The sequence below is a fragment of the Vibrio sp. VGrn 2 genome (assembly GCF_009361695.1).
Classification (GTDB): domain Bacteria; phylum Pseudomonadota; class Gammaproteobacteria; order Enterobacterales; family Vibrionaceae; genus Vibrio; species Vibrio diabolicus.
In genome coordinates this window covers 1-22,033 of sequence record NZ_RBWD01000002.1, presented here as the reverse complement: position 1 = coordinate 22,033, position 22,033 = coordinate 1, and the positions used below count along the sequence as shown (strand labels likewise).

19 protein-coding genes and 1 pseudogene are annotated in these 22,033 nt (G+C 43.4%); 10 read left to right on the top strand and 10 right to left on the bottom strand.

All coding sequences use genetic code 11. The features are described from left to right. Positions 1–44 precede the first annotated feature (44 nt). The 8 genes from D8S93_RS04025 to ccoN form a co-directional block, all read right to left on the bottom strand. Positions 45–725: a sulfite exporter TauE/SafE family protein gene (locus tag D8S93_RS04025; RefSeq protein ID WP_152812125.1), complete on the bottom strand. Its 681-nt coding sequence runs from the start codon at positions 723–725 to the stop codon at positions 45–47. An 8-nt stretch (positions 726–733) separates the two neighbouring features. Further along, complete coding sequence (gene ccoS, locus D8S93_RS04020; RefSeq protein ID WP_012841826.1) at positions 734–898, bottom strand: cbb3-type cytochrome oxidase assembly protein CcoS; 165 nt, start codon at positions 896–898, stop codon at positions 734–736. Positions 899–913: 15 nt separating this feature from the next. After that, positions 914–3,277 (bottom strand): heavy metal translocating P-type ATPase, encoded by a 2,364-nt coding sequence (locus D8S93_RS04015; protein ID WP_134646614.1) that lies wholly within the window; start codon positions 3,275–3,277, stop codon positions 914–916. A 4-nt stretch (positions 3,278–3,281) separates the two neighbouring features. After that, positions 3,282–3,758, bottom strand: a complete 477-nt coding sequence (locus D8S93_RS04010) for a FixH family protein (RefSeq protein ID WP_048626394.1) — start codon at positions 3,756–3,758, stop codon at positions 3,282–3,284. A 105-nt stretch (positions 3,759–3,863) separates the two neighbouring features. After that, positions 3,864–4,838: a cytochrome-c oxidase, cbb3-type subunit III gene (gene ccoP, locus D8S93_RS04005; RefSeq protein WP_005396485.1), complete on the bottom strand. Its 975-nt coding sequence runs from the start codon at positions 4,836–4,838 to the stop codon at positions 3,864–3,866. After that, positions 4,838–5,011, bottom strand: coding sequence for a cbb3-type cytochrome oxidase subunit 3 (locus D8S93_RS04000; protein ID WP_005396487.1), 174 nt, complete (start codon positions 5,009–5,011; stop codon positions 4,838–4,840). Before D8S93_RS04000 ends, ccoP begins: the two co-directional genes overlap by 1 nt. A 9-nt stretch (positions 5,012–5,020) precedes the next feature. Beyond that, complete coding sequence (gene ccoO, locus D8S93_RS03995) at positions 5,021–5,641, bottom strand: cytochrome-c oxidase, cbb3-type subunit II (RefSeq protein ID WP_005377475.1); 621 nt, start codon at positions 5,639–5,641, stop codon at positions 5,021–5,023. Positions 5,642–5,653: 12 nt separating this feature from the next. After that, the gene (gene ccoN / locus D8S93_RS03990; protein ID WP_005396488.1) at positions 5,654–7,081 is read right to left on the bottom strand and encodes a cytochrome-c oxidase, cbb3-type subunit I; all 1,428 of its coding nucleotides are present in this window, start codon (positions 7,079–7,081) and stop codon (positions 5,654–5,656) included. Positions 7,082–7,338: 257 nt separating this feature from the next. Between ccoN and D8S93_RS03985 the strand changes: the two genes are divergently transcribed. The 8 genes from D8S93_RS03985 (at position 7,339) to D8S93_RS03955 (ending at position 16,947) form a co-directional block, all read left to right on the top strand. Continuing rightward, positions 7,339–7,695 (top strand): hypothetical protein, encoded by a 357-nt coding sequence (locus D8S93_RS03985; RefSeq protein WP_104974100.1) that lies wholly within the window; start codon positions 7,339–7,341, stop codon positions 7,693–7,695. Between the two features lie 113 nt (positions 7,696–7,808). Continuing rightward, positions 7,809–8,990, top strand: a complete 1,182-nt coding sequence (locus D8S93_RS03980; RefSeq protein WP_152812123.1) for an FIST signal transduction protein — start codon at positions 7,809–7,811, stop codon at positions 8,988–8,990. Beyond that, positions 8,980–10,701 carry an ATP-binding protein gene (locus tag D8S93_RS03975; RefSeq protein WP_048626397.1) on the top strand — a complete coding sequence of 574 codons (1,722 nt, stop codon included), beginning with the start codon at positions 8,980–8,982 and terminating at the stop codon, positions 10,699–10,701. The genes D8S93_RS03980 and D8S93_RS03975 overlap by 11 nt, the downstream gene beginning before the upstream one ends. Positions 10,702–10,918: 217 nt before the next feature. Continuing rightward, entirely contained in the window at positions 10,919–12,358 is a 1,440-nt protein-coding gene (locus D8S93_RS03970; RefSeq protein ID WP_193621570.1) for a site-specific integrase, read from the top strand. Further along, positions 12,342–13,715 carry a hypothetical protein gene (locus D8S93_RS03965; protein WP_152812119.1) on the top strand — a complete coding sequence of 458 codons (1,374 nt, stop codon included), beginning with the start codon at positions 12,342–12,344 and terminating at the stop codon, positions 13,713–13,715. Before D8S93_RS03970 ends, D8S93_RS03965 begins: the two co-directional genes overlap by 17 nt. Positions 13,716–13,734: 19 nt before the next feature. Further along, positions 13,735–13,887, top strand: coding sequence for a hypothetical protein (locus D8S93_RS24810; RefSeq protein ID WP_193621569.1), 153 nt, complete (start codon positions 13,735–13,737; stop codon positions 13,885–13,887). Further along, the gene (locus tag D8S93_RS03960) at positions 13,884–16,310 is read left to right on the top strand and encodes a hypothetical protein (protein ID WP_152812117.1); all 2,427 of its coding nucleotides are present in this window, start codon (positions 13,884–13,886) and stop codon (positions 16,308–16,310) included. The genes D8S93_RS24810 and D8S93_RS03960 overlap by 4 nt, the downstream gene beginning before the upstream one ends. Positions 16,311–16,380: 70 nt before the next feature. Then, positions 16,381–16,947 carry a hypothetical protein gene (locus D8S93_RS03955; protein ID WP_152812115.1) on the top strand — a complete coding sequence of 189 codons (567 nt, stop codon included), beginning with the start codon at positions 16,381–16,383 and terminating at the stop codon, positions 16,945–16,947. Between the two features lie 589 nt (positions 16,948–17,536). On the opposite strand, the gene D8S93_RS03945 is transcribed toward D8S93_RS03955, so the two are convergent. Continuing rightward, positions 17,537–17,857 carry a helix-turn-helix transcriptional regulator gene (locus D8S93_RS03945; protein WP_319802957.1) on the bottom strand — a complete coding sequence of 107 codons (321 nt, stop codon included), beginning with the start codon at positions 17,855–17,857 and terminating at the stop codon, positions 17,537–17,539. Between the two features lie 103 nt (positions 17,858–17,960). On the opposite strand from D8S93_RS03945, the gene D8S93_RS03940 reads away from it, so the two are divergent. Both D8S93_RS03940 and D8S93_RS03935 read left to right on the top strand, forming a co-directional pair. Then, positions 17,961–18,485: a hypothetical protein gene (locus tag D8S93_RS03940; protein ID WP_152812111.1), complete on the top strand. Its 525-nt coding sequence runs from the start codon at positions 17,961–17,963 to the stop codon at positions 18,483–18,485. Then, positions 18,479–19,861, top strand: a complete 1,383-nt coding sequence (locus D8S93_RS03935; protein WP_152812109.1) for a DEAD/DEAH box helicase — start codon at positions 18,479–18,481, stop codon at positions 19,859–19,861. The genes D8S93_RS03940 and D8S93_RS03935 overlap by 7 nt, the downstream gene beginning before the upstream one ends. A 139-nt stretch (positions 19,862–20,000) precedes the next feature. On the opposite strand, the pseudogene D8S93_RS03930 reads toward D8S93_RS03935, so the two are convergent. Next, a pseudogene (locus D8S93_RS03930) lies at positions 20,001–21,523 on the bottom strand (ISNCY family transposase). Positions 21,524–22,033: the final 510 nt, after the last annotated feature.

Here is a 22,033-nt window from a genome sequence, read left to right as displayed (position 1 = left end):
AATCCTAAAGGGTAGCAAAAATGTCACCTCAATAGAGTTTAACGTTATATGAAACCGAGTAACTCCATGGCTCCTACAGCAGTGTACGAACCATACCCAATAAGGATTAATGCTGAAATATTTCTAAATATTAACGATTTTTGTAATTTCTGAAAATGGTTGGCACCATATCCAATAATAAGCATTGCCGGAAGTGTTCCGAGGCCAAACGCGAGCATAATAAGACCACCGTTTATTGCGCTGCCTGAAACCGCCGACCAAGTTAGCGCAGAATAAACCAAGCCGCATGGTAACCAACCCCAAATGAAGCCAAATGGTAAAGCATGAAGAGGGTGCTTTAACGGCAGCAAACGCTTACCTGCAGGCGAGATAAAGCGCCAAATGTGCTGCCCTAACTTTTCTATTAACAGTAAACCTTGCCACCATTTAGCAATATAAAGCGCAACCAGAATCATGAACAGTGCGGCAATCAGCCTTAACCAAGCAAGAGAATGCGTTAACCCACTTAGCTCAGATAAACCTGATATAGCCCCACCCACCAATGCACCTATTAAGACATAACTGATCAATCGTCCGAGGTTATAGAAGAGAGGGATAAGAGGGGTACTTTTATTTTTAGTAGAAGAGCCCATGGTAAGCAGAGACGCGATACCACCACACATTCCCATGCAATGACCGGCCCCGACGAGGCCGATCATCAAAGCACCAATAAAGTCAGGAGTCATAAAGGTTGCTATTTTTTATCACTATTAGATTTGTCTTCTTCATCAAGAAGAATGTTATGTCCTTGTCGTTCTAGATCTTCAAACTGATCACTTCTTACTGCCCAAAGAAAAACGGCAACAGCAACACAAACGAGAACGATAGCGATAGGAATCAATATATAAAGACTTTCCATGTTTGCTTTCTCTACTTATTTCTCTTTGAGCAGGCGCAAAGAGTTAGATACAACGATAATTGAGCTTGCAGACATGCCAACTACTGCAATGTAGGGAGCCACTAAACCAGCGACAGCTAAAGGCAAAATTAACAGGTTGTAACCCAAAGACCAAGCCAAGTTTTCTCGAATAATCTTTCTTGTACGCAGTGCAAGCAAGCGTGCCTCTAGTAGCTTTTCGAGATTATCCCCAAGTAACGTCATATCAGCAGAAGCTTTAGCGACATCTGTACCACCGCCCATTGCAACTGAAAGATGAGCTCCGGCGAGAGTAGGTGCGTCATTGATGCCATCGCCAACCATCATAGTGATACTGTCTTCATCAAGACTCTTAAGATACGCGAGTTTGTCTTCTGGTTTTGCTGACGCAACGACGTGATCGATACCAATTTCATTCGCTACAGGTAGAGCGTTTGAGAGAGAGTCACCTGTTAGCAGCGTTGTCTTAATTCCTGCGTCAGCAAAACGTTGAATAAAGGCTTTGCTTTCTTTTCGGATAGGGTCGCGGTAGTAAAAGCTAGCGATATGCTCGCCATCAACTGAAAGATAGACCGCGTGGCTTTCTTCGTTTTCCTTGCCTTGAACAAAAGCCGCACTGCCTATCTTCACGACTTTTCCATTCCAGATCCCCTCAATCCCTGAACCAATCACGTTTTGCACTTCATACACAACAAAGTCATCATTGGCGTAACTTGCAAAAGAGCGAGCGATAGGATGGTTTGCATGAGCTTCTAATGCTGCGGCTAGAGAGAGACAATCTTCTTTTGGAAGATCACTCAACACTTTTGTATCACAGATCTCAATATCGCCTTTCGTCAGAGTACCTGTTTTATCTACAACTAAGTGGTTGATCTTACATAGCGTCTCGAACACATGACCTTTACGAAGCAAAATGCCAAAGTTTCCCATACGAGAGGTAGCACAAGTTAGAGCAGTTGGAGTCGCAAGAGATAGGGCGCATGGACAGGTGGCTACCAATACGGATAGCATGATCCAAAACGCATCATCTGGTTTTGTTTGATGCCAGTAAAACCAAGTACCAGCAGAAATAATAAGAATTGCTCCAACAAAGTAACGAGCAACAACGTCTGCAATTTCTGCGATTTTAGGTTTGGAGTGTTGAGCTTCATCTTGTAAACGCACGATATTGGAAATCATTGAGTCGGCTTTGGAACTCATGACCTCTAGCTCAAATGACTCATCACCGTTTAGTGTTCCTGCATAAACCGCATCGCCTTCTCGTTTCACAACATGTACGGATTCACCCGTTAGCATGGATTCATCAATATGAATACGACCCGAAATAACTTTGCCGTCAGCTGGGATATGTTCACCAGGAAGGACGCGAATACGATCACCAACTTTTAGAGTTTTCACTGGTATTTGCTCGCCATCCAGCGTCGTGGCGATCGCTGGGATCAACTTTAATAGGTTACCACTCGCCGCTGCGGCTTTGCGACGCGCTCGCATCTCTAAAAATCGTCCAACCAATAGGAAGAAAGTGAACATTGAAATCGATTCGAAGAAGACTTCGCCCTGTTCTGTAACGGTTGCTATTAAGCTGGCTACATAGGCAAAAATAAGTGCAATCGAGACAGGCACATCCATACCGAGGGTTCGGCCTTTGATGCTTCGCCACGCATTTAAGTAAAACGGAAGAGCCGAGTAGAGTAGGACTGGCGTAGCAAAGATCAAACTTACCCAACGAAAGTAATTTTTAAACTCCGGTTCTAGGTCACCAAAAACTTCTAGGTACAATGCGACGGCTAGCATCATAACTTGCATGGTAGCTAAACCAGCAATACCTAATCTGTATAAGTATTGCTTCATCATTCGATGATAAGAGGCTTCTTGCTTATCAGCTTCAAATGGTGCGGCTTTATAACCCAATTTATGAATGACAGATAGGAGCTCACTTAATCGCACCTGAGTTTTGTCCCAGGCTAGTAATGCGCGGTTAGTGGTTGTATTCACGCGGATAGACACTAACCCAGCCGTATTAGAGACTTGCTTTTCGATTAACCACGCACAAGCTGCACATGAAACGCCTTCTAAAGAAAGAGTTACTTCAGAGACATTTTCACGATTTCGCACAAATTCTGATTGTACATCTTCATTATCATAATGAATTAAAGCTTGGAGTTGCTCTGGTACTAAATCTGCTTTTTCCGCAGGCGCAGTTCTATATTGATAGTAGGATACTAAGCCGCTGTCTACGATGGTTTGAGCAACCGTCTCGCAGCCAGGACAACACATCTTGCGGGATTCACCGAGTATATCAACTTTAAAATCCGTGTTGGCTGGTACATCTTCACCACAGTGATAACAGGATTCACACATATGCTTACTTCATTAACGGTGTTGACGAGGCTGGAAATTCAACTTTACCTTGGATCATCCATTGTTGGTCATGTGGTTGTAGTTCGACAAACCAAGGGCCTTGAATAGATTCTTCTGCCGTTAGCCGGTAATTACCAGATGCATCCGCCGTAACGAGCTTTGTAAAGTCACGATCAGGAAGAGTACGATGAGTGAAAGTGGCCGTTAGAGCAGGGTAATGAGATAGCTTCCCTTTAGCGAAAACAATCACAACATTGTTATTTTTAGAGGAAATCTCAGCGTTAAGACCTAGGTCACGAGCGACATTCATTTTACTAATGTCGATGTTAATGCCTTTGCCTTTTTTATAGTAATCCTCGGCGACTAAAGAAACAGAGTTGTTCGAGAAAACGACCACAGTAATCACAGTCCAAACTACGACAGTAAGAGGAAGGATGATTAGGAACCACGGCCAAAATTGTTTATACCAAGGCTTTACCATAAAAAAGTTCTCAACAGCTAAATGAAAAAATGTAAGGCGTTAAATTTAAAGGAAAGACAGCCCCTATGAAAGGGGCTGTTATTGCTATGTTACTTAATATCTCAGTTACTTACTCTCTGAGTTACTTAAGCTCCAGACATAAGAGGCAACGAGCTGAACTTTATCTTCACCCAAAATGTCTTTCCACGCGGGCATTACACCTGAGCGGCCGTTCATTACGGTTTCGGTTACAGCTGCACGAGAGTCGCCAAATAGCCAATCTTGGTCTGTAAGATCAGGTGCACCGACTGCAGGGTTACCCTTACCATCAGTACCGTGACAAGCTGCACACACGACGAAACGTGCTTTACCTGCCGCTGCTTCACGAGCATTCACTTTACGACCAGATAGGCTAAGTGTGTAGCTTACAACTTCTTGCACACCTTGCTCACCAAGCGCATCTTTCCATGCTGGCATTTGACCAATACGGCCATGCATGATGGTTGTTACGATTGCAGCTGGTTCACCGCCGTATAGCCATGCATCATCAGTTAGGTTAGGAAAACCTTTCTGACCACGAGCATCAGAGCCGTGACATTGAGAACAGTTTTGCAAAAACAAACGTTGGCCAACTTTCAATGCTTCAGGATCTTGCGCAATTTCAGGTATTGGGCGCAAACCACTATCATTGTGCGCAAGTTTACGGAATGCTTCGCCGAAGTATGCATCTGCGTCATCCAGTTCTTTTGCGTATTGGTTTAGTTGCTTGTTCTCTTGTGCTTTAGCGATGGCTTCTTTTGACTCTTCCAGTGAACGTACTGTTTGAGCAGAACTCTGCCAGTTTAAAAAGCCCTTGAAGCTACCTAGACCTGGGAATAGGGCAAGGTAAACTGCTGCAAACACAAATGTACTTACAAACAGATAAGTCCACCACTTTGGTAGAGGGTTGTTTAGCTCGCGAATACCATCGTACTCGTGGCCCATGTCTTCCCCTTCCTCGACGCCCATTTTATCTTTAGCGCACCAAGTTAGGAGAATCGCACAGCCTACCAGCGTACCGACAGTAATCACGATAATCCAGAGACTCCAGAATGTAGTCATTACTTCTTCACTCCTTGGTTATTTGGGGTCGTTTGTTCTTCGTCAGCAAACACCAAGTTGGCATCTTCTTCAAAGCGTGCTTTACGCTTTTTACTAAATGCCCACCATACGATGCCGATAAAACTAGCGAAGAGTACAACGGTATAAATACTATGAATTGTACCGAAATCCATATGATCCCCTTACTTCATTGCATGACCAAGAGACTGAAGGTAAGCGATGATTGCATCCATCTCTGTTTTACCTTCTACTTCTTTAGCCGAATTCGCGATCTCTTCATCAGTGTATGGAACACCGAACTGATCACGAAATAGCTCAAGTTTCTTCTGAGTTAGCTTACCGTCTAAAACGTTTTCAGCTAACCACGGGAAACCTGGCATGTTTGACTCAGGCACAAGCTCACGAGGATCTAGTAGGTGAACGCGGTGCCATTCATCAGAATAACGACCACCAACACGAGCTAAATCCGGACCTGTACGCTTAGAGCCCCAAAGGAATGGGTGTTCCCAAACACTCTCACCAGCGACAGAGTAGTGACCGTAACGTTCAGTCTCCGAGCGGAAAGGACGAACCATCTGGCTGTGACAAACGTTACAACCTTCACGGATGTAGATGTCACGACCTTCCATCTCCAGGGGAGTGTAAGCACGTAGATTCTCTACAGGTTCAGTCGTTTGCTTTTGGAAAATCAGAGGAGTGATCTCTACAAGAGCACCCCAGCTGATAGCAAACACGATAAAAATAGCCAACAAACCGACATTACGTTCTAAGATTTCGTGGCGATTATTAGAATTATTACTCATTCTTAAATCTCCTTATGCCGGATGTGGGATAGCTTTTAGGCTTTCTTTTGGTGCACTTACCGTTTTGTACGTGTTGTATGCCATTAGGAACATACCAGATAGGAAGATAAATCCACCTAAGAAACGTACAAAGTAGAACGGATAAGACGCTTCTACAGACTCAACAAAGCTGTAAGTTAGCGTACCGTCAGAGTTAACCGCGCGCCACATCAGACCTTGCATTACACCAGAGATCCACATCGCAACGATGTAAAGAACGGTACCGATTGTTGCTAGCCAGAAATGCACATTCACGAGACCAACAGAGTACATACGCTCTTGGCCAAATAGGCGAGGTACTAAGTGATATACAGAGCCGATAGAAACCATCGCAACCCAACCTAACGCACCAGAGTGAACGTGACCAATGGTCCAGTCTGTGTAGTGAGAAAGTGCGTTAACTGTCTTAATCGACATCATTGGACCTTCAAAGGTAGACATACCGTAGAATGACAAAGAAACGATTAGGAAACGTAGGATAGGGTCATAACGAAGCTTATGCCATGCACCAGATAACGTCATAATACCGTTGATCATACCACCCCAAGAAGGAGCAAATAGAACCAGCGACATCACCATACCTAGAGACTGAGTCCAGTCCGGTAGCGCTGTATAGTGAAGGTGGTGAGGGCCTGCCCAAATATATAGAGAAATAAGCGCCCAGAAGTGAACGATAGATAGACGGTAAGAATAAACAGGACGTTCAGCTTGTTTAGGAACGAAGTAGTACATCATGCCTAGGAAACCAGCGGTGAGTAGGAAACCTACCGCATTGTGTCCATACCACCACTGAACCATCGCATCCACTGCGCCTGAGTAAATCGAGTAAGATTTACCAAGTGACACAGGAATAGCCATGCTGTTCACGATGTGAAGTACTGCTACTGTGATAATAAAGGCACCGAAGAACCAGTTTGCCACATAAATATGTGACGTGTTTCGCTTCACCAGTGTGCCGAAGAACACCACCGCATATGATACCCATACTAGCGCAATTGCGATATCAATAGGCCATTCTAGCTCAGCATACTCTTTACCCGATGTTAAACCGAGAGGCAAAGTAATGGCTGCTGCAAGGATGATTGCTTGCCAACCCCAAAAGGTGAAGGCAACGAGTGGGCCACCAAAAAGACGTGTTTGACATGTACGCTGTACAACATAATAAGACGTTGCGAACAGAGCACTTGTACCAAACGCAAAAATTACCGCATTAGTATGCAGTGGACGTAAGCGACTGTACGTCAACCACGGCGTATCAAAGTTTAGCTGTGGCCAAACTAATTGAGCGGCAATCAAAACACCAACAGCCATACCAACTATGCCCCATAAAATGGTCACAAGGGTAAATTGGCGAACGACTGTATAGTTGTAGTTTTGTTCAAGCTGCTTTACTTGGCTCATTTGCATGCTTCCAATTTCTAATTAACTACACTTTTACTTCCAACACGACTTGCGTCGTAACACCACCCAAGTAAACTCTAGAATTCAAGTGTTATCATCACCTTATTTCCATTGCTGACTTTAATAAAAAGTGGCATTTTCAGCGTGACACTATACTTGAATTAACAATTCAATGACAGGGTAGTAACCTTACTGGCCCCCTGGAAATCATTTTTTATTTAAAAAGTTTGAAGTTTGTAACAAGGATATTAGTAATTATGCCTGCACAAAAGTTAACAAAGGCGCGACTTGCACAAATCTTAATCATGCTCAGTGTGTTAATAGGCGCATTTTTCTGGCGTACCTTTACACACGAGAGCGTTACTAGCATTGACTGTTCACAAAAAGAACGATGTGATGTAACAATTGAAGGTGAAATAATCACAATTAATCGTGACTCGGCGGGAATTTCGCTCGAAACGATGAAAAGTAGCACTCTAAAAATTGATCTAAATCAATCTGGCGAATTTATCAATCTCGATCGGGAACATAAGAAAATAGAATGGGACACAATACCTGAATCAAAAAAAATCACCTTTAAAAAAGGCGAAAACATTGTTGTAGTTCAATTATAAATACGATCTGTCACGAGATAATCGCAACTTCTTAATGAAATTTTCACCTTCTTACCTAGAGAAAATTGGTTGGAATGGTATAACAGCAGAGTGATACCCAATTATAAAATCGTATGCATTGCCAATCAGTTTTTACTCATATTAAAGATGAAGACTCAGCGATAGAAACGCTTAGGTCCGAGCTGACACAACAGAACTTGTCTTACGTGATGTGCTACTACACGGAAGAGTACGACTTCGAGTTAATTCGAGAAGCTTTTCTTGAACATTTTCCTGGAGTGCCTTTTCATGGAGCTAGTTCATGTCAAGCCGTAATGACAGACCGGGGGTTTCATTCGGGCCCAGTGATTGCGGCGCTCGCAATTTATGATTCAGGCCCTCATGCTTATGGCACTGGTATTTCTAACCATGATTCAGGTGACAGTGTAACTAGAGCCTTAGATATGGCTCTTGAGAACGCTAACCGCGTAGGAGAAGCGCCAAACTTAATACTGCTTCATGCAACTCCAGGGCAAGAGGAATCAATCATTGCATCTATAGATGAAAGGTTTGGTACGCTGATCCCAATTATTGGTGGTTCAGCCGCTGATAATCATATCGCGGGAAAATGGTCTGTTATTACCGCCCAAGGATCTCAAACTGCAGGTTTAAGTCTGACATTATTTTACTCCTCACAGCCTGTTGATATTGCTTTTAGTGCTGGGCACACTCCAACCAATATCAAAGGGGTTGCAACCAAAACTAACGATAGGTGCTTACTAGAAATTGATGACGAACCAGCCCTCAATGTTTATAGAAAGTGGACAAACCATCAAGATAACCAACTAGGCAAAAACAACCTGCTATTTACAAACTCGAGCGCTTATCCACTAGGGCGTGTCGCTGGCCACCTCTATGAGCGTCCATATTACAAATTGTCCCATCCAATTCGTGAGACGCGAGATGGAGGAATTGAGCTATTTACACGAATAGAAGAGGGTGATGAACTCACTTTAATGAAAGGAAGCAGAGAACACCTCGTTGCACGCGCTGCTAAAGTTGTAAATGCAGCCTTTAATCAAAAATTAGAAGAATCTCGAAAAATTGGGGTGATAAACATCTTTTGCGCAGGTCCTATGTTGCACTTAATGCAAGACATGAATAGCGTTTGTGAACAAATTAACCAAGAACTAGAACAGTTACCTTTTATTTGCCCTTTTACTTTTGGTGAGCAAGGTAGATTTATTGGTGGTGAGAATGGACATGGAAACCTGATGATTTCATCAGCGATATTCCATAAACCTTATGAAAGATAAATACTTAGACATATACCAACAGGAAGCGCTGCAAGAAGCGTTAGTCGAACTAAAACAGGCTAGGCAAAGAGAACGACTGCTCGCCGATGAGAATAAAGCTATTCTTTCAGCGATATCCGCGATGAGTGAAGCAAAAAACCGGCACGAGATATTTACGGGATTAAATAATGTCCTTAAGAAGTACATCAACTTTGATGATTTTATCGTTCTAACTCGTGATGATGAGAGGTATCCCTTCAAAACGTTGATATCGACAAATAGTGTATTTGATAACATATCTTGGTTACACGGTAACGCATCTGAGAGGGCGCTGAATGGCGAATGTATTCTGCTGTTCGAACCAGATAGGCTTGCGGAGTTTATTAACCTGAACAGCTTTATAAAAAGCCATGTAAACTCGGTAGTCCTAACGGGCATACGTTCAGAAGTAACACAAACGGTCATCTTACTTATTGGTGCTAAGAAAGGGCACTTTAGCATAGAAAATAAGGAAACCTTAAGACGCTTTCGGCCTTTAATTGAGAGGGCTGTCATCGATATTGAAACCAAAGAGAAGTTACAACGTATTGTTGAAGTGCGAACAACTCAGCTTGCTAAAGCAAGAGAAGAAGCAGAGCTTGCAAATCGCTCAAAGTCAGAATTCTTAGCGATGATGAGTCATGAAATTAGAACCCCTCTAAATTCCGTCCTTGGAATGCTCGATATTCTGAAACAATCCACCTTATCAGAAGAGCAAATCGATGCCCTGAGCCAAATGGAATGCTCAGCGGAGTTGCTTCTCGCGATTATCAGCGACATCCTTGACCTCTCAAAAATTGAATCAGGTCGCTTTCAACTCAATGAGCAGTGGGTTAATTTAAGAGACACTGTCACTTTTGTTATTTCTCAACAAAAACAAATAGCTAAGAAGAAGAGCCTTCAATTTAAACTCAATTGCATGGTAACTACCGACAAACAGTTTTGGATTGACTCTACGCGATTATCTCAAATCCTGTTTAATCTTATTGGGAATGCAATAAAGTTTACTGATGAAGGAGAAGTAAAAGTTTCAGTATCTGAGCAAGACTCCGAGCTTGTAATTTCAATATCAGACACCGGAATTGGTATATCTAAAGCCAAGCAAGAACATCTATTTACGGCATTTCATCAAGGTGATCGTTCCATCACGAGACGCTTTGGTGGTACAGGACTAGGGCTAGCAATAACCAAGCATTTAGTTGAAATGATGCGCGGCAAGATTATCGTTAAAAGTGACGAGCATGTCGGCTCAACATTTACTATTAAGATTCCCGTTTTAACTCGGTGCAATCAAAATCGTCCAGTTAAAATAGAAAACAACCAACCAATAAAAGCGATGGATCTTCTCGTAGTCGAAGATACCGAGTCGAATCAGTTTGTAATAAAGCTTATTTTAAATAAGCTTGGTCATAATGTTCATATCGCAAGTCATGGAGCAGAAGCATTAACGTTCTTAGAGGAAAATGAGGATTTAATCGACCTGATTCTTATGGATGTCTCGATGCCAGTGATGGATGGGATTACTGCAACAAGGCTCCTCCGAGATAAAGGCTTCAAGACTCCAATCATCGCATTAACCGCTCATGCGCTAGAAAGTGATAGAGATAAATGCCTTGACGCAGGTATGGATGGATTCATTTCCAAACCAGTTCGAAGACAAGATATCTTTGAAGCTATACAGCCATTTCTGTAAGTAGAAAAAGCATTAATATAGATCTTAACAATCGATAGATTATTAAGATCTATATTAAGTATTTTATGGTAAAGTTTTTTGGATCTCTATTCTGTACACCACTCCCTCGCAATCCAAAAGAATCAATTACTTACCTAACTCAAAAAAAATTGGCAATTATAAATCTATCTACCTAGTCTTGTACATATACGCAAAATCTATGAATGGTAAATTGTTCATGTACAGAGTTGAAAATTGTGGTGATGAATTTTATTGCCTACTGGATACGGTAACCACCATGCCGCCTCTCTTGGCGCTGCGGTGGACGGAACAAGAGTTATTGGAAAAGTCGCTCGGGACTCAAAAAAGTTATCTCAATTCGGTGAAACTATTCTACGGTTTCTGGTTTACAAAGCATGGTGTGTCACTCGACTTTGCCTTTCATCGCAGTGATTATCAGGATGTAGAGGCTCTGACTGACGAGTTAATGCCATTCTGGGACTACTTACTCGCCGACAAAGAGATTACTAATGTGGTGATGTTGCCATCGCCCAACGCTAGGCAGAAAGATCTCAATAAGAAGAAACGCACCGCCGCTAAGCACTGTCAGGTGGTGTGTCAATTTATTCATTTCTTGTCAACAACATATCTGACTGCGGCCTATCTTGATGAGGATCCTAATACCCTTCGCCGCTACCGCCAGGAAATCAGACTAAAACTGAAAGACGCCAAGAGAAAGTTCGGGAAATGGCAAAAATCGAATAAAAAGGTGCCCGCATTCGCCACACTTCATAGCTTAACCTCGGAGCAATATCAGGATTTCATTCGTGTTCTTCAGCCGGATGTGATGAAAGGTGTAAAAGTTGAACAGCCCGATGGCAGTGTCCAAGTGCAGTTTGAGATGATTAAGGAGAATCCACTTAATCCCATCATCAGCTTTGAAGTTCAGATGCGTAACTATTTGCTCATCACTCTGTTGGTACGCTATGGTCTCCGCGTTGGCGAGTCCTTATTGCTGCGCGAGGGATCCTTTCTTCGCTCGAGAGTGGATCCAAACAAGGTTATCATGCGCGTCCGCAGCTTGGATGACGAATATTTTGATGACGAAAAAATGGAAGACACCCGAAATTACAAACCACAAATCAAGACCGTAGACAGCATTCGCGATGTGGAGGTAGCGGCGGAGGATCACAAAAAAATTATGTTCTACTACCAGTTCATTCGCTCAAATGACTGTAGCCACGACTTCATTTTCGCCTCCTCACTGAAGCCTTATAAACCTGTGTCTTACGCAACCATTCATTCTCAATTTTCTGAAGTTGTACAGGCGTTTAAAGAACACTTTCCAGACCATTTTGACCCGCAGTATGCAGAGGCCATTATCGACAAAATAACCCCTCACTGGCTGCGCCACACATGGGCCTACGCAACACTGGCTGCCATTTATAAAAAAAAGAAGAAAGATTACATCCAATCAGGCGTGATCAATTTAAAGGGTTTGATGGAAGACGCTAAAGACCAACTTAGAACTATCGGAGGTTGGTCAGACAAGTCGAGCATGCCGGGTAAGTATGCGAAGCGATTTGTTCAGGAAGAAGCAAACCAAACGCTCATGGAAGTGTATCGCAACCACTTTAAAGATTCAGATGAGGATGAATGGAATGAAGTATTCAGTTAAAAAAACGCCCCAACAAGATGAGGTTAACCTCACTCAAGAGCAGATTAAATTCATTGAGGCGCAGACATTACCAAGTGTGATGGAAATTACTCAAGCCTCTAACTTTGATACGCCTTATGTGCAGACAAAAGCTGACGTTTGGGAATTTGTCCGCTTAGGTAATACTTACAAACATCATTTTGAACTGGATGAACACAGCAATAAACTGCTTAAGATCCTTTACGTAAAGTATACAGAGTCGCACATAGCCCCTATGGGGAAAGGCTTTGATGCAATCAAAGTATTCCTTAGAGATGTCGATGAATTATCATTTTCTTCTGTTCTCAAGATCTTGGAAAGTGAGGCGAAAACTAATCGCTCAAGACCCTATTATGACATAAAATCCTCGGCTAAATCCCTTATTCGTATGGGCTTTCCCGGATTTGACATCGATGACGAAGAAACCCTATTACGCGTAGCAACCCCGAATGTGTCGAACCCCTTTCTTCGCTATCAGGAAGTCGAAGATACCTTGCCTTCTCACTTAAAGAACCTTATCGCCAATCGCTTGGTGGAGTTTGGCACGATGGAAGGTCTTACGTCATTGTCAAATGTTGAGTTGAAAAACCTCTGTGTGCTCGGACTGGCCTTTGCTATAGGTCCGCGCCCAAAGCAATTTTGCATGCTAAAAGGTGACTCAGTGAAGCTCATCGCCGTCAATCACAAAACCAATTTAAGGCGTTACCAAGTGGCCGTGCCATTAGCGAAGCAGCCAACAGTGCCTGTTGACGAACCTATCGTTGCCTTGAGTCAGGAAATCGGCGTACTGCTTGATGAATACAAGCGGCGTTTTGAAATTACTGGCGAAGATGCCTTGTTCCCGTTCGATGCAAAAAAGAAGACGGCGTTGTCCCGCGAGATTTATTGGGCCTTAAATGACGCTTTACTTTTCATCCAGACAGATGAAACAAAGGGCAAAATAAAACGTAACGAGATGCATCGTCCACTCTATACCGTCTATGATTTTCGCCACAACATTGGCCACTCTATGGCAATGTTAGGGGCTAGTGCGGAAGAAATTGCCGCGGTGTTAGGTCAAGTTACCACGGTTGCCGCGCAATATTACATCATGTCAACACCGGAGTTGGCTCTGCTGAAACATCAGGCGCTCGGTCATAATCCAGTCTGGAAAGACATGGTGGGTCTGCTACTTACGGGCTATCTCACCAACGAAGATGATTGGAGGGGTAAAACGGTCTCTGGCATGCTCAAGGGAAGGCTTATCCATCGCATTGGGGGGGTGCGCCCGACAACAGGCACAATGCCACCTCGCTTTAGTGCGCTCGTGCTATGGCTGCTTCTACTTCCGCCCATTTAAAGACTTGAGAAAGCATCGAATGGTACATCAAATTATCTCGCACGAGCTGTTTGCATTGGTTAAAGAGTCGCATCATGCAGGCCAGCGTAACAACCCACTGATAGATGCGGCTACTCAAACCAAACATGAAATCGAAATGGTCATTAACCGTCTTAAAGGGGGCTTACAATGAAAGACAAACACCAGGCCTTGCGAGACTTTATCACCACGCAGAAAGCCTTTTTGGAAGCCGCTTTATTGCCCGAGGTTAATGCGGGTATCCAAGACCCGAATGACCATTATTCATGGGCGACCAATACTTGGCGATACGGCCCCGGCCAATCTGGGTTTCTGTCAAGGCCAACGCTGAGTTGGATGTTTGATGAAATGACTTCTGCTCGGTTGCGAGGTCTATTTAAGTCAGATGAGTCACCCTTCAAGACGTTGAAAATTGAACAACCTTATGCAGATTTCATAAAGGCTTTCTGTGTCTTGCTTTATCGGGGCAAAAACCCATCGGCAATAGCGGTTTATCAGCAGCAAATACTATTGAAGCGTGTCTATGTCCGCATGGTGATGGCGGGGCTTGAGCCGCACCCAGTCAACATTACATCCGAGTTTCTGCAAGAGGCGGTCGATATGCTGGCACAGTCGCGTGGCGGTCCAAGCAAGATTACCAATGCAGCAAAAGACTACGATTACGCCAATGTGATCGCCAAGAACCTCAATTACTATGGGATCACACTGGTGCCTCTTGAAGTTAAAAAGAAGCAAAAAGGCGTGGCTACCAGGACAACCAAGGCGGGAAAAAAAGCCAAAAAGGCCCAATACGCCGAAGACCTTGACCAAGATGAGCATGAGCGGAACCTCAGCATCCAGACCTTCTTGAACGTGGTGGCGCTGCGTAGCATGGTAGAGGAAGATGGCGAGAAAATTGTGTTGAATCTCGTATTGCTATTGATGGTGACCGGATTTCGTTTCATGGAGGCCGGGGGGCTGCGCTACAACAGTTTTAAAGTTGTGGAAATCGAAGATAAAACTTCTCGAGCACAAATGGAAGCGCTTGGTCTGCCAACCATTTTCGTTGGTATCGTCTATCTGGGTGAGAAAGGGGCTGGTCATCGTACACACTGGATTGAACCACTCGCGGTGGAGATGGTCGATGAAATTTGGGTCGACACCTTGGTGTTAACCGAGAAACTTCGCGCACAGATTGAGTACGTGCGTAATACAGGCTTTGAGTCATACCTGCCGAAATCGTGGCATGCACGCGATGACAATGTAGTCGAAATCAGTGAGCCTTTAGTCGTCCTTGATCAGATAGTTGATGATGTCTTTGTGCCATTAAAACAGAACACTCTATCGTATGCCCGAGTAAAGGGCGCACTAGCACAGAAATTGAAAAAGGATTTTGGAATTTTGGTTCATTCCAAAATCCGTGATGGTAGACGCGTAAAAAATTACTATATACAGGACGATGTAGAACATGCGATTCGCCAAATCATCAAAAGAGACAGACGTATAGCGGAGGATTTCATATATCGGCAAACAGACTCAAAGACCAACTCCGTGAGCATAACGCCGTACGAAGAGTTGTTGTTCATATTTCCATTAGGCAGCGGTAGCCCAAATCTCATAAACATGAATACCGTGGTACCCCAAGTCATAACTGGGGCCATTCTTCAGGCCTTCCTTGGCTATGGCCGGGGAGCTGGTCGTGAATTAAGCATCTTCGCTAAATATGGCCTTACTGATGAAAATGGCGAAACTACTTTCATGCGCAGCCATACCCCGCGCCACGGCATCAACACTTTTTTTGCAATTGCGGATGTCTCCGATCATTTGCAAGCGATGTTTATGGGACGGGTAGAGCTAAGACAAAACAAATCCTATCAGCACCTTGCCATTGCAGAGAAAGCCGCCTCCTCGGCGCTGGTGACAGCAGGTAACTCAGAGTCACTTTTAAAGCAAGAGAGCGCATTAGAGCGTATCAAAGCGGAAGCCCAGATGGGTATGAATCCAAAATTATCGCCTGCGAACGCCATGGCGCAGGGCATGCATACTCACACCACCGTAGAGGATAAAACGTCGTTTTTGATTGATATGGGGCGTAACTCAGACAGTGAGGTCTTCGCGGAGTTTGACGATCTATTTAAAATGATGGATGAAGCAGACATGCGCAAGGCGGCAATGCCCCATTCCGACCTTTATTTGATGGAAATCGGTAGTTGTATGCGCAAGCTGTACAATTTCCAGTGTCCCTATAACTTGAAGTGTCAGGATGGCAGTCCATGTCCATATTTCACGCTTACTGGCCGTGAAGGGGAATTAACAAAAATTAAGGCGCTGGCCGCGTCTATTGAGTCTGAAATTGCGGTGATTAATCAGATGAAAATGACGGGTGAGATGGCAGTGAATGAGGCCGATGAAATCTTAGCAACTCTAAGACTTCGCAAGGAGTACGTCCAATATCATCTCGGTCAATCAGAAGTGTTTGAAACCGAGAAAGTCCAAATCAACCTGTTGGAGTTGGACAACATGAAGAAGCCTAAAATGCTATCAACCCTGTTCGCCCTTGAGCATCGCAAGATAAAAAAGCCAAGGATTCATAGATAAACCGCGGATAGATTTAGGGCCGCTCAAGGAAAATCGCTAATGCCTAGCAAATAGCGAGTTGTGCGAGCGTGTGAGTGGCTCAACTATTTTACTTGAACAGCATAAGAAGAAAGCAAAATTGTCGCTGGTATTGATTACACGAATTGTCATCAATACCATTCTAAGCCATTCGGGAGTTAAAGTGATGGATAAAGTCAAAGGGATTGAACTAGATAGAGTAATTGAGAAGGAATTAATCCTGATGTGTGATGAGGGCTTCGAACAGTCCCCAATCACACAGGCCAACCTTTTTCGGCGCCTAAAGGCCAAGGAGGTGATTAATACCCGCTCAACCTTGACCAGCAGAAAGAATCTCATTGAGAATTTTGCCCAGCAACAGAAGGAGGCTGTGTCAGGTCCGCTTGGCGAAACCTTAAAAAAAACCGCATCTATGAAACGGTCAGAGTTAGAAAAGGCCAACGCTCGCCTGATTGAACGTGTTGATGAGTCGCGTAAGATGCTTCAACAAAATACCAAATCCATCATTAATATGGTCAAAGCCATTAGGCTGCAAACCCAAGCGAAAAATATTGAGCGTTGTTTGTCTCCATACCTCATCCGTGAACTACACCAACAAGAGGAGCTAGATAATGACTGAGAAGATGTCTAACCTTGATAAGCTCCATGCTTGGCGGCGGTCTTAGGGGGAAATAGATGGGAAGTTACGCATACGATTACCTGAATGACTCATTGATACTAGATCGTTCATTGATTACTAGGCTCTACTCGGGAGTCTCAGACGCAGCTCTAGAAAAAGAACTGCGTGATTACCGCGAGTACTGTTTGAATGTACTTCCTGAGACAAGAAACAGCATAAAGGCGAGCGACACTTTTCGCTGTATGGTACACGGGTACAAATCTCATGACTACAAATCCAAAAGAACAGCAAATCCATGCTATTTCTTATGGAATGTAAAACAAAAAGCTAAAACCTAGCGCTATCTAGAGGGAATTTGTTAAATGATAGTTAAGTGTGAAAGACAGCAATTTATCGATGATATTGCGAACCTGACAACAGCCTTAAACTGTAGCTATTAGAAAAATGCTTTTCAAGGCATAAGCACAAAGGCTTTTCCAACAATTTTTCTAATCTCCACATCAGGTGATACGTGATTGAGCGCTGGTGATATAAAGCAATAGACAGTTGACAGATTTGTGTAAAAAACGCTCATGAAAGCAAAAGTTAGTCACTCGTCGTCGGAAGAAAAATCATTGATGATATCAAGCAAATGTTTTTTCTTTTCCACCGACAGCTTTGAAATAGCTATTGCTAGCTCTGCTGAAAACTCATCCTCACAGAAAAAGTAATTCAAGGGTACCCCAAGCTCATCCGCAATAAGCTTCAAGGTCTGCACATCAGGAGTATGCTTACCTTTTTCATACTGGTTCATCCTAGCGCTAGCAGTACTCTCATCCATACCTATACGTATCCCTAGCGCCTTCTGGGAGAGGTTTGCTTTTTTACGCGCTTCTTTGAGACGCAACGGTATTGGGTTATTGGTCGACACTTATTTTTCATATCTTTAATCTCAAGGTAACTAAGATTTTCTTAGTTTTACTCATTTCTGTATACTAAGCAATCCTTAGTTTTTTGGATTTTATGAGTAAGAAATGGTACGTCCGAAAAGAATCAGTGCTGTAATGCACAAGTTGTTGATTGAAAATGGAATGGATGGTTTTTCAGTTGTTGAGTTAAGAGATGCTGCAATTACTATTGAAGGCCTAGACTTAAATCTATATGAAATGCGTAAAAAGGTTTATCGACAGATCTTGCGTTTCGAGAAGAAAAGTTGGCTTCAAAGCGAAGGTTCAGGCAGACAGAAAAGGTACTATCAAACTGATATATATAAGGAGTATCACTCAATAAATAAAGGTGAAAACACTTTGCTTAGCCAGTCAAAAATTGACGATTATCCGACTTTGAAGCGTGAGCGAAGTGAATATAAAGGGGAGCTATCGATAGTATTAGGCAAAATTGACATGTGCCAATCACTAATGACGCGTTTTCCAGAATTAGAATCAATATTGACTCCATTACTCCACGAAGCTCGTGAGAACTCTGCCTCTTTGCTTGGAAAAGTAAATCTTCTGACTCAAGTTATATGTGTGCTTTCAGAAGGCCAAGAAACATGTTGAGATTTTGGCAGATAGAGTGCTCTGAAAAAGCGCTTCGAAAGTATAGACAGAACCAAAATCATTTCTTTTGTCAGGCCACGCCCGGAGCAGGAAAGACAGTATTGGCTGCAACAATCGCTTCAAGGTTATTACAAGATGATATGGTCGACCTTATACTGTGTTTTTCTCCGTCCCTAACGGTTTCCGATGGAATAAAAAGAACATTTTCACAGATCCTCAATTGTACCTTTAATGGAGGGCTAGGTTCGATAGGGCAGTCACTGACATATCAATCCATCCAGTTCCTCAACGAAGAATTTTGGCAGACATTACGTAATCATCGTGTGTTTGTCGTTTTTGATGAAATACATCATTGCTCTGGTACTGGGATAGAAAATGCAAATGTGTGGGGGCATCAAATTCTGACTAAGATTCAAAGTTTAGCCACTTATACACTCGCAATGTCTGGTACCCCTTGGCGTTCTGACTCTTTACCCATAGTAATGGGTAGATATAGCGCCCAAGACGGACAGCTTCTAGTTGATTATCAATATACGCTAAAACAAGCAATTACAGATAAAGTCTGTAGAGCTCCGAAGATTGTGTTGGTTGATAACGAACATTTATCTGTCACTAATGATGAGAAAGTCGAGTCATTTTCTTCGATTCTAGAGATGATGAAGCAGACCAAGACTTCGTATCAAAGTGTTATTAATAATCAAGAAGCTATGGAGTATCTGCTCGCACTAGGTTGCAAAAAACTGGCAGAGATTCGAGTTCATTCTCCGAATGCGGGAGGTTTAGTTGTTGCCGCTTCGGTCCAGCATGCTCAGACTATAAAAAAGATACTTTCCCAAAAATATGCGCAAACTGTAACAATAGTAACGTACCGTCACGAAGATCCTTTGGCTGAAATTGAACATTACCGCCAAAATGATTCTCAGTGGATTGTTAGTGTTGGGATGATTAGTGAAGGAACTGATATTCCACGCCTTCAAGTATGTTGTCATATGAGTTCAGTAAAAACGGAGCTTTATTTTAGACAAGTGCTTGGACGTATTCTTCGAGAAAATGAATCTATAAACCAAGAAGCTTGGCTCTTTACGTTTGCAGAACAGAGCCTGATAAATTTTTCAGAGCGAATTGAGGAAGATATACCCGAATCATGCATGTTTGCAAAAATGAAGAGTAGGGAAGAGTTTGAGTCAGTCACTCTAGCTAGTAGTTTAAATGGAAAAAATCTTTACGAAGAACAAGATGTAAAGGGTTATGCACTGACATGGAGTAGCACGTCTAACAGTGATACTAATTCACACAGGTCATTTGGTACATTCGATGAAATAAAATTAGGCACTTTTAAACAACGTGTAATTTCAGCGTTTTTAGTCGCCTCATAGAGTTGATGTAAACACTTTGGTGGGAGAGATAGTGAGCTAGCTTCAATCAAGGCTTCAAGATACTTTGTGATTACCAAGGGAGCCTGACGGGATAAATCCCAAGCGACTTTGTCGTTCACCTTTAAGTCTAGCCCACAGGCTAGACTTCTTTATTTAATGCCGTTGAGCGCTGTATTCTCAGCTCTCTGGTATTCAGTGCCTCGCGCTTCCAGATATTTCGTATCGTGCAACTGCTGACGGTGATGTTGTACTCCTTCTTTAGCATGGTTCTCAACTGTACTGAGGTTTGATACGGATTGTTTAAGGTCAGCTCGATAATTTTGTGTTCGGTTTCTTCAGGTATGCTGTTTTTACTGCGGTGCAGCGGTTTGTTAATGCGCTTAAGGCCAAGTATGCCTTCCTCGGCTAATACCTTTTGATAGTTATAGATACTTCGGCGTGAGCAACCAGTGATCCGAGCGGCTTCCGTCGCATTACCCAAGCGGTCGGCAAGCTCGATGACATCCAACTTGCGCTGGACTTCCATCCCATACTCACTCGCTCTTGGTGGCTCTTCTAACTCGGTAATATGCAGTTTTCGGTGACCAAAATAGGCTGAGAATGCACCATCGGACTGGCAGCGTATTTCCAGTTTCTGATTGACGATGGAGTGCCGTATGGGCGAGTCGATGAGATACATTTTATTGTTATAACTGAAGGTATGATCTCGGCGAACCTTGCGATATTCCTTGTGAACACAGATCGTATCAAGGTTGATGTGTTCAGGGACAACCTTAAACGCCGACCTTGGGTTCTTCGCCTGTACCGCGATTTTCTGTTGCCAGTACAGTGGAATGAACTGCTGTTGAAGATACTCGTTGGCGCTTTGAATATCAGTAATATGGTGCAGCCGAAGCTCTGGGACCAATCTGTCTTGGAACGTATCGAATGCCCGTTCGACCCGTCCTTTACTTTGGGGCGAATTGGCAAAGATGATTTCGATCCCTAGCTCTTCACAAGCGCGTTGCATCTGAGAGAAGTTACTGCGTTTTGGACCACCGAATATACCCGCTCTATCGACATAGAGCGTCTTAAACAGCCCACGCTTTTCGATATATGCCTTCATGACTTCATGCAGCCTTCCGTGGTTTCGGAAGGGAAGAACTCGGCATGGATATCACTGGTCGCATCGTCGATGATGGCAATCAAGCATGAGCGATGCTCACCAAACCATTGATGCGGACTGCCGTCCATTTGCAGCATCAGTCCAGGCTGTTCCATTCGTTCTCTGTACTTTCTTACTCGGCTACGACGACGCTTGGCTCGCTTCACATGATGGATAGCGTGCGCCCACTTTCGCAAGGTTTCCCGCTTGATGGTCAAGCCTTCATTGGCCGAGAGCAATTCGGCGAGATGCTGCAAATTGAAATCGAAGTACTTAGTTTGGATCAGTTGCTGAACCTGTCTTTTCAGTGAATCAGGGGTTTTATTGACAGGCTCACGACCTTTATTGCCATGGACAACAAAGCGTATGCCTTCACGGCGATAGCGGTGGAGATAACGCTCTATGGTACGACGGGACTTATTGAGGAGTTTGGAAGCACTGTGAATGCTGATCTTACCTTGAGTGACTTTAGCGATCACATCAACAGTAAGCTGGGAGCGAGAGTCCATGATGATCATCCTTACTAACCCCTGAATAGTGATTTGACCTATTCAAAGGGATGGATCCGTCATTTTCCCTTGGTAATTAGTCGACCGACAAAATCGGTTGGTAGTTAAGGTACGACAGAATCGCTTGGTGATCACATGTCAGCACAGTATCGGCTGACACGAATCTGCCCCAAAACAATTCAGAGCAAAAGCTCTTACTTACTTCGAATCTATAATTTTCCCCTATTAAAAGTTATCCGAAGAAGCTTGGGTAACAGCATTCTTCTGAAATTATAAGGCATCATGCAATCTAATCTCTGTTAACTTTCGTTAACCTATTGATTACACATTGATGTGTTATTAAAAAGGTTGCATCATAGCAATATGAAAGGCGGCTAAAAGCCGTCTAGAAAGCGTTATTTCCGCAACGGATCTCTCAGGCTGAATGTACGTGATTGTAGCCTAAGAGTGAAAGTGGCGGGGTAATAGGGTGGAAAAGCGGCGAAAAGGGCGAATATTGGTCATTTCCATGCTAGCCTT

Coding starts and splice junctions, on each gene's coding strand:
- D8S93_RS04025 (WP_152812125.1), bottom strand. CDS start 725: ATGACTCCTGACTTTATTGGTGCTTTGATGATCGGCCTCGTCGGGGCC.
- ccoS (WP_012841826.1), bottom strand. CDS start 898: ATGGAAAGTCTTTATATATTGATTCCTATCGCTATCGTTCTCGTTTGT.
- D8S93_RS04015 (WP_134646614.1), bottom strand. CDS start 3,277: ATGTGTGAATCCTGTTATCACTGTGGTGAAGATGTACCAGCCAACACG.
- D8S93_RS04010 (WP_048626394.1), bottom strand. CDS start 3,758: ATGGTAAAGCCTTGGTATAAACAATTTTGGCCGTGGTTCCTAATCATC.
- ccoP (WP_005396485.1), bottom strand. CDS start 4,838: ATGACTACATTCTGGAGTCTCTGGATTATCGTGATTACTGTCGGTACG.
- D8S93_RS04000 (WP_005396487.1), bottom strand. CDS start 5,011: ATGGATTTCGGTACAATTCATAGTATTTATACCGTTGTACTCTTCGCT.
- ccoO (WP_005377475.1), bottom strand. CDS start 5,641: ATGAGTAATAATTCTAATAATCGCCACGAAATCTTAGAACGTAATGTC.
- ccoN (WP_005396488.1), bottom strand. CDS start 7,081: ATGAGCCAAGTAAAGCAGCTTGAACAAAACTACAACTATACAGTCGTT.
- D8S93_RS03985 (WP_104974100.1), top strand. CDS start 7,339: ATGCCTGCACAAAAGTTAACAAAGGCGCGACTTGCACAAATCTTAATC.
- D8S93_RS03980 (WP_152812123.1), top strand. CDS start 7,809: ATGCATTGCCAATCAGTTTTTACTCATATTAAAGATGAAGACTCAGCG.
- D8S93_RS03975 (WP_048626397.1), top strand. CDS start 8,980: ATGAAAGATAAATACTTAGACATATACCAACAGGAAGCGCTGCAAGAA.
- D8S93_RS03970 (WP_193621570.1), top strand. CDS start 10,919: ATGTACAGAGTTGAAAATTGTGGTGATGAATTTTATTGCCTACTGGAT.
- D8S93_RS03965 (WP_152812119.1), top strand. CDS start 12,342: ATGAAGTATTCAGTTAAAAAAACGCCCCAACAAGATGAGGTTAACCTC.
- D8S93_RS24810 (WP_193621569.1), top strand. CDS start 13,735: ATGGTACATCAAATTATCTCGCACGAGCTGTTTGCATTGGTTAAAGAG.
- D8S93_RS03960 (WP_152812117.1), top strand. CDS start 13,884: ATGAAAGACAAACACCAGGCCTTGCGAGACTTTATCACCACGCAGAAA.
- D8S93_RS03940 (WP_152812111.1), top strand. CDS start 17,961: ATGGTACGTCCGAAAAGAATCAGTGCTGTAATGCACAAGTTGTTGATT.
- D8S93_RS03935 (WP_152812109.1), top strand. CDS start 18,479: ATGTTGAGATTTTGGCAGATAGAGTGCTCTGAAAAAGCGCTTCGAAAG.